Annotated in this window: 10 protein-coding genes; 2 read left to right on the top strand and 8 right to left on the bottom strand. The window is 45.4% G+C overall.

The features are described 5' to 3' along the window. The first annotated feature begins 22 nt into the window (after positions 1-22). Positions 23-1,198: a vWA domain-containing protein gene (locus tag LU351_RS06690; protein WP_232593287.1), complete on the top strand. Its 1,176-nt coding sequence runs from the start codon at positions 23-25 to the stop codon at positions 1,196-1,198. 106 nt (positions 1,199-1,304) lie between these two features. Here the strand turns inward: LU351_RS06690 and LU351_RS06695 are convergent, their stop codons facing one another. The 5 genes from LU351_RS06695 to LU351_RS06715 form a co-directional block, all read right to left on the bottom strand. Next, a complete protein-coding gene (locus tag LU351_RS06695) occupies positions 1,305-2,234 on the bottom strand; it encodes a hypothetical protein (protein ID WP_232593288.1) in 930 nt (309 codons plus the stop codon). 335 nt (positions 2,235-2,569) lie between these two features. Then, complete coding sequence (gene aroC, locus LU351_RS06700; RefSeq protein WP_232593289.1) at positions 2,570-3,676, bottom strand: chorismate synthase; 1,107 nt, start codon at positions 3,674-3,676, stop codon at positions 2,570-2,572. A 106-nt stretch (positions 3,677-3,782) separates the two neighbouring features. Then, positions 3,783-4,715 carry a 50S ribosomal protein L3 N(5)-glutamine methyltransferase gene (gene prmB, locus LU351_RS06705; RefSeq protein WP_232593290.1) on the bottom strand — a complete coding sequence of 311 codons (933 nt, stop codon included), beginning with the start codon at positions 4,713-4,715 and terminating at the stop codon, positions 3,783-3,785. 152 nt (positions 4,716-4,867) lie between these two features. Beyond that, positions 4,868-5,863, bottom strand: a complete 996-nt coding sequence (locus LU351_RS06710) for a DUF4892 domain-containing protein (RefSeq protein ID WP_232593291.1) — start codon at positions 5,861-5,863, stop codon at positions 4,868-4,870. A 57-nt stretch (positions 5,864-5,920) separates the two neighbouring features. Then, a complete protein-coding gene (locus tag LU351_RS06715; protein WP_232593292.1) occupies positions 5,921-6,790 on the bottom strand; it encodes an alpha/beta fold hydrolase in 870 nt (289 codons plus the stop codon). A 192-nt stretch (positions 6,791-6,982) separates the two neighbouring features. Between LU351_RS06715 and LU351_RS06720 the strand changes: the two genes are divergently transcribed. Continuing rightward, positions 6,983-7,981 (top strand): phosphotransferase, encoded by a 999-nt coding sequence (locus LU351_RS06720; RefSeq protein ID WP_232593293.1) that lies wholly within the window; start codon positions 6,983-6,985, stop codon positions 7,979-7,981. A gap of 932 nt (positions 7,982-8,913) precedes the next feature. Here LU351_RS06720 and sixA read toward each other — a convergent pair. From sixA to LU351_RS06735, 3 genes are all read right to left on the bottom strand, one after another. After that, positions 8,914-9,387 carry a phosphohistidine phosphatase SixA gene (sixA, locus tag LU351_RS06725; RefSeq protein WP_232593294.1) on the bottom strand — a complete coding sequence of 158 codons (474 nt, stop codon included), beginning with the start codon at positions 9,385-9,387 and terminating at the stop codon, positions 8,914-8,916. Between the two features lie 116 nt (positions 9,388-9,503). After that, a complete protein-coding gene (locus tag LU351_RS06730; protein ID WP_232593295.1) occupies positions 9,504-9,845 on the bottom strand; it encodes a DUF4389 domain-containing protein in 342 nt (113 codons plus the stop codon). A gap of 20 nt (positions 9,846-9,865) precedes the next feature. After that, positions 9,866-10,909, bottom strand: a complete 1,044-nt coding sequence (locus LU351_RS06735; RefSeq protein ID WP_232593296.1) for an NAD(P)H-dependent glycerol-3-phosphate dehydrogenase — start codon at positions 10,907-10,909, stop codon at positions 9,866-9,868. Between the last annotated feature and the right edge of the window lie 141 nt (positions 10,910-11,050).

Consider the following 11,050-nt stretch of genomic DNA (forward strand, 5'->3'; position numbering starts at 1 on the left):
GACCTTTGCTTAGGCGGTATCCATGTTAATTAACTTTTTCTATGGGCTTAAAAATTCAGATATTCCGGTATCGTTAAAGGAATATCTGGTGTTGTTAGAAGCATTGGAAAAGGGATTGGCCTTTGCCAGTGTGGATGATTTCTACTTACTTTCTCGTACCTGTTTAATCAAAGACGAAAAATATTTTGATAAATTTGATCGGGCATTTGGTGCGTATTTCAAAGACATCGAAGGATTAGACGATGTGATTGAAGCGTTGATTCCAGATGACTGGATTCGAAGTGAATTTATCAAGCAGCTCACGGAGGAAGAAAAAAAGAAAATTGATTCACTGGGTGGCTTGGATGAGCTGATCAAACAATTTAAAGAGCGCTTAGAAGAGCAAAAAGGGCGGCACCAAGGCGGAAACCGTTGGATCGGAACCGGTGGTACGTCTCCTTTCGGGAATAGTGGGTATAACCCGGAAGGCATACGTGTGGGTGGTGAAAGTCGGAATAAAAGTGCAGTAAAAGTCTGGGATAAACGTGAATTTAAAAATCTGGATGATAGCGTCGAATTGGGCACTCGGAACATTAAAGTTGCTCTTCGAAAACTCCGTAAATTTGCGCGCACGGGTTCTAATGAAGAATTGGATCTCGATGACACCATCCGTTCTACAGCCAGTAATGCCGGTTTACTGGACCTGAAAATGGTTCGAGAGCGACACAATGCCGTGAAAGTATTGCTGTTTTTCGATGTGGGTGGTTCGATGGATCCGTATGTGGAAGTGTGTGAAGAATTATTCTCTGCGTGCAAAACTGAGTTTAAGCACATGGAGTATTTTTATTTTCACAACTTCATTTATCAGACGGTGTGGAAAGACAATGCGCGCCGCATGACAGAAACCACCGAACTGTTCGACATCATGCATACCTACAGCCGAGACTACAAAATCATTTTTGTCGGTGATGCCAGTATGGCGCCTTATGAAGTGGTATCGCAGTACGGCAGTGTGGAGTTTATGAATGAAGAGCCTGGGGCAACCTGGATGAAACGCTTAACCCGTACGTTTGAAAATGTGGTATGGCTAAATCCAGTTCAAGAGCAGTATTGGGATTACACCCAGAGTATCCAAATGATCAAGCAGTTAGTGGAGGATAGAATGTTTCCGCTGACATTAGATGGGTTAGATCGAGCCATTAAAAGTCTACTGCGTTAAAGCAGCTGTCTATCTTCCCCAAGTAAACGTTCTGTATCACTGGAAGTAAATGAAAAAACCGGATTGAGAGCTGCTTCTCTCAATCCGGTTTTTTTATCAGTGTTTTTTATAATTTTAGCGTTAAGTGTTTTTCAGCGTTTACCACGGCGAGGTCAACATTGGTGTTATCCCCAGCAATAGACCATTGCATGGCTGCTTGATAGAAGCGGCTGGAGGCTTGAGAACGATAAAAATTAACAACACGCTCTTCACTATCGTGTTGTGCTTTCCAATCTGCAATAAGAATAGAGGCTTTAGCGGCTTGTTCCCAAGCTTGGGCAGATTGTTCAAATTCACCGTGTGCACGGAATGCTTCGCCAGCACGTTCAAATTCTTTTCCTGCATTGCGTAGTGCCCTTAGGGCTAATACGGCGTACGCTTTTTTATTGCTTTCTGATGCGTCTTGCTTTTCTTGTAATGACTTTCCGTGTTCCAGTAGCTGAACACCGTAGGTCATCGCGTCATTTGCGGCTTGCTCCCAGATAGCATTTGCGTCGTCAAGCTCCCCGATAGTGAGCCAGCTTTCTGCCATTTGTCGATGAGTGGCAAACATCCTTTCACGGGTTTGCGCGAAGGATTTTTGCCATCCTAGTGCTTTCTTGAATTCCCCAGACGCTTCAGCATTGATCATATTGGACATGTCATCACGCAATGACCATGTCATGGTTTCGATGTTGCTTTCCAGGTTTTCGATTTGATCGTCGTTAAGAGTGATAACAGGCCCTAATACTAACTTGAGTAGTGAGGGCGTGGCACTGCGCCCTTGAATATGGCAGTAATTGGTAGGTTGTTTATTGTTATCGGCACAGGCTTCTTTGAGGCGTTTTTCTTGGGTGAAGCACTGAGTACGAAAATGATTATCACTTAATTCGGCGCAACCACAATCTACGGCAGGGCAATTATCCGCAAATACAGCATTCGTTGCTGTTATAAGTAAAAAGATTAGGGTAGTGGAAACGGCATGGCCAAGTATGGCAACCGGGCTTGTCTCTGTCATTGGAATAGTCCCTCATTTATTGTGAGAACAATTTGTTTTGATCGTTAGCAGTTCTCAATCTGTGCGCTGAAAAATGTATTGGATCACACTAAAAGAATAATCGGCGTCAGCTTTATGCTCAATAAAAAATATTAAATGTAAACGTTTACATAACTAAATAGCATATAAGGAAACTTATTCGTTTTTTTTAATTCCGATTTTTTATATTAAAAAGTGTTTTAAAAGCAAAATAGGTTAACTTTTCGGCTAATGAGGGTTGTTTGTCGATGGAGGTATGAACAGGAAGAAATTGCCTGGATGGCTCTAGCGAGAGCACATCCAGTAATGTGAGATGATTATGAAGGGTTATTGGGTGCTTCAGCAGGAATGACAGGGACATCGTGTTGAACATCCCCATTTTGACCTCGGTGGCGTAAGAGGTGATCCATCAGTGTAATGGCCATCATGGCTTCTGCAATGGGGGTTGCTCGAATACCCACACAGGGGTCGTGTCGGCCTTTGGTGACCACTTCCACAGGGTTGCCGTATCGGTCAATGCTTTTTCCTGGAATATGCAAGCTGGAGGTGGGCTTTAGGGCAATACTGGCGATGATGTCTTGCCCGGTAGAAATGCCTCCGAGTATTCCGCCAGCTTGATTGGATAAGAACCCTTCGGCGGTCATTTCATCTCGATGTTCGGTGCCAAGCTGAGAAACACACTCAAACCCTGCACCAATTTCTACGCCTTTTACTGCATTGATGCTCATTAAGCTGTGGGCGAGTTCGGCATCGAGCCTGTCGAAAATGGGTTCTCCTAATCCAGGCATGACGCCTTTGGCGACTACGGTGATTTTGGCGCCTACAGAGTTGCCCTTTAGAGCGGCCATGTAATCAGCCATGGCATCCACTTTGCTGGCGTCAGGGCAAAAGAACGGGTTGTTATCGATTTCATTGAAATCCACAGTGTCGATGGTAATCGGGCCTAATTGAGATAGATAGCCTTGTATCTCAATGCCGTAATGAACGTGCAAATATTTTTTGGCGATGGCACCGGCGGCCACCCGCATGGCGGTTTCACGGGCGGAAGATCGACCACCCCCACGGTAATCTCGGACACCGTATTTTTGCAGATAGGTGTAGTCCGCGTGCGCTGGGCGGAACTGATCTTTAATGTTGGAGTAATCTTTTGACCGTTGGTCGGTGTTTTCGATCAGTAAGCCAATGGGGGTGCCAGTCGTTTTGCCTTCAAACACCCCAGATAAGATTTTTACTTCGTCCGCTTCTCGTCGTTGAGTTGTAAACCGAGATTGGCCCGGTTTGCGGCGATCTAGGTCGTACTGCAAGTCGGCTTCTGACAGTTCCAGCCCCGGTGGGCAGCCATCGATAATGGCGCCTAAGGCAAGACCGTGACTCTCGCCAAAAGTGGTCACGGTAAATAATTTGCCAATGCTATTTCCAGACATAAATTGCATTTCCATCATACAGCTGAGCGGGCTAAGTATTGCTCACGCTCATTGGTTCATTTAATGACTTTTATTTTTGTACACACGTTTAGGTGACCGCTTCGACTTAATTGAACTCGGCGGACAGATGATCATAACATTGTTGTAGCTGGTGTCGGCTCAGAATAAAAACGCCATGTCCACCTCGGCTGAATTCTGGCCAAATAAACGGCACTTCGGGTAAGAGTGCTTCTAAGGCTGGCCAGCTGTTTCCCACCTCACACACCAATAGCCCTTCTTCGGTGAGATGATCGTGAGCTTCTTTGAGTAAACGACGGGTAAAGTCTAAGCCATCATGGCCTGAGGCAAGCGCAATTTGTGGCTCCCAGTGAAATTCTTCTGGCATATCGGCAATGTCTTCAGCGTCTACATAAGGTGGGTTAGTGACGATGAGGTCGTAACGCTGGTTTTTTAAGTGCTCGAAGAGATCAGACTCGATGGCTTGTACTCGACCATCCAGCTCATGTTGATGAATATTTTGCCAGGCAACGTCCAGTGCTTCGGCTGAAATGTCACTGAGGTCGATCCAGGCTTCTGGAAAGGCATAGGCGCAAGCAATGCCAATACAGCCACTGCCTGTACAGAGGTCTAATATGCGCTCTGGAGGGAGTCTCAACCACGGCTCAAATTGTTGGTCAATCAATTCGGCAATGGGGGAGCGAGGTACCAATACATGCTCGTTGACGGTAAAGGGCAGCCCACAAAACCAGCCAGTGCCTGTGAGGTAGGCCGCTGGCTTGCGAGTGTCGATACGATCTTGAATGAAGTTTAATGCTTGTTTGCGTTCGTCATGGGTAAGCCGAGTATCCAAAATGGTCGATACCAAGTCCCAGGGCAGAGAGGTAACATGCATCAATAACTGCAGGGCTTCATCCCAGGCATTGTCGGTGCCATGCCCGAAGAAGACTTGTTCTTGGGTAAATCGAGTGGCACCCCAGCGCACCCAGTCTTTTACGGTAATTAATTCTTCAAGAATGGCTTCTCGACGTTCTATAACCATACTTCGATTGCTCTTTGTTACTAAATACATTAAGTGAATAGTGTTGCAGTACTGAATCTGTCTCAGTTTATGGCGCGCTAGTGTAGAGGATTACACCTTGTGAAAGAACCTGAGAACGAATCAGAGTGCGAATCAAGGTACGATGTTTCAATTTACTGGATACGCAGCACCCAAAGGTTGATGTCGGGAATGGGCTCTAAATGGGTTTCGAGTTCGGCATGAATTCTGGGTTGAAGGTTACCAATGCCGTGGGCTTTTAACCTTGAGGTGTTAACGCCCTGTTCTTCCAAAGCGGTCATGGTTTTCTTGGCAAGCTCAGTTGAGGCGTTGATGTTGTCTTCAAGCTTCTTACTACGATAATCGCTGCTCACAATGACGATGTTTAATGTTGGTGCCTGTTTGAGTGCTCGTGCCAAGATTTTAATAAATTCGTTACTGATATTGGCTTCTGTCCCGTCAAGTGAAAGCGGCACACGAATATGCCCTTGTTCTTTCAAATAAGTTTCTAAAGTTTCGGCTTGGGGAAGCAAAGAGGAGGTAGATGTGAGTGTGCTGGTGAACTCGTCCACAAGTAAGTAACTGCGACGGTTGCCCCGAGTCACTCCATACAGCGCGATAAATGTTGTCGCAGACTCAGAACGAAGTTGTACCGCAGCGTAGTGCTGGTATTGTTCCAGGCCATACAAGCTGCGTTGACCAAAGTGGTCATTTGCCCACGTTCCGCTGCTGCCGCAATTGTGCCCTTTACAGCGGTAGAGTGGGTCAGCATTATGGTCTTGCAAGTAGGTCAAACAGTCACTGAATACATTGCCGATGTCCCGAACGTTATTTAATTCGTATACCGTTCTTGTTAAAACACCGGTGAGTTTTTCACTTCTCTCGGTTTGCCAGCGACCATTAACGTTCATCATTGGTCCAAGAGCGAGTTCGTATACGCCTGTTTTTTCAACCTTATCGGTAACTTTGTGGTCACTCATGGGTAAGGAAAGCGTAGCTTGTGCAGCCAAAGATGTAGACGCCATAGCTGACGTTACAAGGGCCATTATGAGAGTGAGTGCCTGCAAACACTGTGATAAACCATAGCGTTTTTGCTCTGTCGTAATTGTGTGTTTAATGTTGTTATTGTTTTTTGTTGTGAAGATATTCACCCTTTCTCCTCGTCAACGTCTTATTCGTTGGTTCTGTATGTATGGAATCGTATCTATTTACGTGAGCTCCTCGGCACGTAGGTTAGAGTTTATTAGCTCTGCGATTGCCTTGCTGGCGTCTTCCATGTGTAAGTGATGCCCGCCTTGCATGGTCTTCAAATGAATTTCCGGGTAATAGGCGAGCTCTTCTTTTGTTTTTGGGTACAAATCCATTAAACCCCCTTCGGCCAGTATCAGTGTAATAGGTGCTGTTACCGCTTTTACAAAGGCATGGATATGATCTCGTGATAGTTTGATCGCTGAAGGCAATTGAAGTTTTTGATCGGCACACCAATACGCTCCTTTGGGTGATACTTTTAAACCTCGTTCTGCCAAGTGCTCGGCGGCGCTTTTACTGATTGGAAAAGACGCTTGCGCTCGGGCTGTAATTGCCTGCTCTCTGGTTGGAAATAACGATGGGCTGCGATGCTCAATATTGCGTAAGCTGCGAATGGCGGTAGCGAGAAAATCAGGTGCTTCAGACGGATTTTTGTGTTCTGGCCAAATGGCGTCAATAAGCCAAAGATGCTCAATTCGCTCTGGAAAGGTACCAGCCGAGAGGGTTGAAATCATCGCGCCACGAGAATGTCCTAGCAGCCCAAATGAATTCCACCCCAATTGATCGGCAATAGAAAAGACATCGGCGACATCATCCCACAGGTGGTAGGGCCTCAGGCTGTGTCTGTGATCGCTCTGGCCATGACCGGCAAGGTCAATTGCAATAATGTGCGCTTGAATCAGAGGCGCTAAGACGTTAAAACTTCCGGCATTATCCAGCCACCCATGCAATGCGAGAATTTTATTGGGGTAATGGCTTCCCCATTGCTTGGCTTTGAGAGTGAGTTCACCGAGTGAGAATGCTAAGTCAGGGTTGATGTTTGGATTCATTGTTTTCGAAGTTGGCTAATGTATGTGAATAGTAACTAACTTAATGTTCACTAATTTTTTTGACGTTATGACAGAGTACAATCATGCACAGTCTAGTTGGGTTGTGTAATTAGTGATCTTATTTCCAGAAGTTGTCTGGTGTATTTATCGTAACTGTACTTTATTGAGATACCTTTGTATTGAGATACGAGCGTGGCTGTAAAATTAATCCTTTCTAAAGATGAGCTGGAGAAGGCAAAAGTAACTACGTTGCATACGTTATGGAGTGGTTACGGCGCTTTGGATCGGCTAACTCTGAGTGATGACTCATCCGTTATAGTTAAACGTATTTCTCCCCCAAAAGAGGTAAAACACCCTCGAGGTTGGGGCGGCGGGTTATCTCATGCAAGAAAACTGAAGAGCTACGAGGTTGAACGTTACTGGTATCAGCATTGGTCTGTACAGTGTGATGATCGGTGTCGTGTGCCGAGGTGCTATGAGGTTGGTAATCATTTCTTTGGAGAGGGCAGGCCTTCTGATCTTTTGGTGTTGGAAGATTTAGACGCACAAGGGTTTTATTTACGTCTAGCCGAGGCGGATGCCAGCGCAGTATTACCGTGTGTTCAGTGGTTGGCTCATTTTCATGCACGCTTTCTTGGTGCTTCTCCGGTTGGTTTATGGGGAAAAGGGACGTATTGGCATTTAGAGACGCGTCCAGATGAATGGGCGGCCATGCCTGAAGGTTTGTTAAAAGACGCTGCACAAGCCATTGATTCAACCCTGCACAACGCGAAATACAAAACATTGGTTCATGGTGATGCGAAGCTAGCCAATTTTTGTGTATCGGAAAGTGGTACGGTGGCAGCCGTTGATTTTCAATATGTTGGAGCCGGTGTTGGGGTTCAGGACCTTATCTACCTGATTGGCAGCATGTCGAAGGGCTTCCCCGAAGAGGCTGTCGTAGAGCAATTAATTGATGCGTATTTTGATGCTCTGAAAAGTGCTATGGGTGCATATCATCCACATATCTGTTCTGGTGAAGCGGCGGATGATATTGAAATAGTGGATGAGATAGTAAAAGAATGGCGACAATTATTGCCATTAGCGTGGGCTGATTTTGAACGATTTTTGGCAGGGTGGATGCCTACACATCATAAAAGGACCGATTTCAGTCGCCGTCAAACACAGTTGGCTTTAGAAAAAATAAAATAAATCAAAGAGCTACTCAATATAAGGTGAGATTTTCTTGATGGGCGAGTATTAACGCTCCATGTTTATTCTGCCGAGATTACTGAAGACTTGTGAGATATTTCCTACAAAACTCTCCGGCATGTCCTACATACACACTGTGCGTGTTTCGACATAATGATTACCAAGTTGAGGGGTTACAGGAAGCAACCCACAAAACTGACACCCAACACCAAGGATTGGTGAAAATCAGGGATGGCCTCACGGAAGATCTTCAGGGAAGGCACGACAGGAGTCGAAAGGAAGGCAACACGGAGTGCTTGATGATTAGGGATGACAATCGAACAGGATGTTCAGGTTTACAGGTTGATAAGGATATCGAAGTAGACAGGAAAAGGATTCAAGGATGAGGATGCACGGATAGCATCAAGGGAAAGGGATAAGCACACGGAGTTCGGAAAGGTGTCTAGACCAGGGTTGGTTTTGTAGAGCTAGGATGCTCCTAAATGAATTGTCGCAGGAGCGGTGGAAAGGCAAGGAATGTCGGGACACAATTACCAAGGACAAGGAGCAAGGTAAAGCGCTAAGGGATTAGCGAAGGAATTCAGTTTACGGATAAACTCACTAACAGGACGTTGCTTAAGGAATAACTTGGCAGGATGCGACAAGGATGAATTCACACTGGCGTATTTTCCAATGGATTGGAAAGGATAGGGATAGCTGCAAGGGATAGGTGAGACCACGAAGGTCGAAGTGTCAGCATCAATAGTGCGGGATAGCACAAGGATAAAATGCTAGGAGGCAATAAGGAAAGTTACCGACCAAGCAAGGTCAAGGGATGCAACAAATTCAGAAAAGCCGCAGTGGGAAACCACTGCGGCTTTTTTCGTTTAAATATCTTAGGTGTTTGCCTAGGTTTTGTGGCTAATTGGTTCTATAGTCAATTGGTTCTATGGTTAATTGGGTTGATGAAGCCACATTAAGTTACTGCAACCCGGCGCTAGAAAGTCAAACTCCAAACAGGCCAACGCACTGGTCCCCATTCGATAAGCACCTGGCTCAAGTCCTGCCAGACTGTCCACTAAGGTGCCTACCAGTGGTTGATGGCTGACTAAGATAATTTGGCGAGTGGGGTCAGTATGCATTGCCTCCTCTAACGCCTTGAGAAGAACCCTTAAGTTACCGTCGGGCACGAGCAGTGGAGATGTATGTGATTGTGCTAGGGAGGGCACATGTTGTGTCACGATTTCCGCTGTTTGCTGAGCCCGGATATAAGGGCTTGCCCATAGCTCTGAGATATCTCCAAGCACTTCTTGATAGCGCTCTAATAATGCGCTTGTTTCTACTCTTCCTCTTTCTGTCAGGCGACGCTGTGCATCTGTAGCAGCGTGAGCCTCTGCTTCGCCGTGCCTCATAATGAAAAGTTTCATACCATTCACCTTAAAAACTCGCCTGAGAGAATCTGTTATTGATCTTGCTATGCCAAACGTAATGGTTAGATGTTAGCAGTCTTCATGGCCACTCTGAACGTTCTTGGTCTTAGGCTTCAGTGTAAGAAGTTATTGAGTGACCAATTTGGAACCTTTTCACGAGAGCTCACATTTTCTTCAGGCCATTCATCGAATGGATAGGGCTTTTGTTCGGACTGATAAGTTAAAAAAGCCAGTGCTTGATAAATGTATTGGCTCAGTTGACCACCGAATACCGTTAATGTAGTGCTGGGTTTTCCGGTAAAAAGAGAAAATAAAAACTGCAACGCAATAACACCACTGATGACAATGCTGGCAATTTGTAAAATCCCTAAAAAGAGCAGCATAAAAATTAATCGAAGCCATGGCTTACTCGATAAAAGGTTGTGCTTAATAGTGGAGTCAGTCGATGTATTCATGAGGACCTATTTCTGTGAAATTATAATGAGGTTGAAGGTTCATTTGAGAGTTTTCCACTGAACTCGACGTCATAGTTTTGTTCACCTTGCATTAATTGTTGGGCGACTTCAATGACGGGGCGGGACTCAAATAAGATAGCGTATAATCCTGTGGCCAACGGCATATAGACATTTAATGACTCCGCCTTTTCTTTAACGAGTTTTACGGTATTTACCCCTTCTGCTACTTGACCTATATCAGTGATCGCTTCATTTAAACTTTTACCAGAACCTACCGCATAGCCCACACGATAATTCCGGCTTAAATCAGAAGTGCACGTTAAAATTAAATCACCCATTCCCGCAAGCCCCAAAAATGTCATTGGGTTTGCACCGAGGACTTGGGCAAGTCGGCTCATTTCCGCCAAACTGCGAGTTAATAACATTGCTTGAGTGTTGTGGCCAGTACCCAGTGCCGCAGCCATGCCACAGACAATGGCATAAATGTTTTTAAGGGCGCCTCCTAATTCAACACCATAACGATCATGATTGGCATAAACCCGAAAAGTGCCCGAGCTTAAGGCTTTTTGGGTGAGTGTAATCAATGCGTCGTATTCACTGGCGATGACGGTGCCTGTTTGTTGGTTCACAACAATCTCTTTTGCGAAGTTGGGGCCGCTGAGTACGCCAATCGGGTGATCGGGTAATTCTTGCTCCAGTACTTGGCTCATCAATGTGAAGTTTTCAGGTTCAATACCTTTTGCTGTACTAATAACACCCGTGTCTTTTGATAAATAAGGTTGAATCAATTTAACCACTGAACGAAATGACTGGCTTGGAATAGAGACAAACACCAATGCAGCATCGGTAATGGCAGTTTGTAAGTCGTGGGTGATGGTTAACATTTCATGCAGCGGGAAGCCGGGAAGATAAAAAGGGTTTTCTCGGAGTGCCTGGCATTGTTTAGCACGTTCTTCATTACGCATCCATTGATAGACGGTATTTCCATTGGTGGCGGCCATATTGGCAATGGCGGTGCCAAAGCTGCCGCCGCCGAGTACTGCAATTTTGTTAGGGTTTGTCATTCGAAGCTCGATTTATGATTAAACTGAGTGCATCTTGATCGTTATATTGTTGTACTTGTCGTGATTCACTGACTTATGGGCAAGCATAGACGTTACGTTAATGGGTATTTAGGGGTGTTCTTCCCGATTTCAATTGTCTAG

Origin of the sequence: Marinibactrum halimedae, from assembly GCF_021234875.1 — a bacterium.
GTDB lineage: Bacteria > Pseudomonadota > Gammaproteobacteria > Pseudomonadales > Cellvibrionaceae > Marinibactrum > Marinibactrum halimedae.

Bases quoted from the DNA above. Each gene is read 5' to 3' on its own strand.
- LU351_RS06690 (WP_232593287.1), top strand. From the start codon at position 23: ATGTTAATTAACTTTTTCTATGGGCTTAAAAATTCAGATATTCCGGTA.
- LU351_RS06695 (WP_232593288.1), bottom strand. From the start codon at position 2,234: ATGACAGAGACAAGCCCGGTTGCCATACTTGGCCATGCCGTTTCCACT.
- aroC (WP_232593289.1), bottom strand. From the start codon at position 3,676: ATGTCTGGAAATAGCATTGGCAAATTATTTACCGTGACCACTTTTGGC.
- prmB (WP_232593290.1), bottom strand. From the start codon at position 4,715: ATGGTTATAGAACGTCGAGAAGCCATTCTTGAAGAATTAATTACCGTA.
- LU351_RS06715 (WP_232593292.1), bottom strand. From the start codon at position 6,790: ATGAATCCAAACATCAACCCTGACTTAGCATTCTCACTCGGTGAACTC.
- sixA (WP_232593294.1), bottom strand. From the start codon at position 9,387: ATGAAACTTTTCATTATGAGGCACGGCGAAGCAGAGGCTCACGCTGCT.
- LU351_RS06730 (WP_232593295.1), bottom strand. From the start codon at position 9,845: ATGAATACATCGACTGACTCCACTATTAAGCACAACCTTTTATCGAGT.
- LU351_RS06735 (WP_232593296.1), bottom strand. From the start codon at position 10,909: ATGACAAACCCTAACAAAATTGCAGTACTCGGCGGCGGCAGCTTTGGC.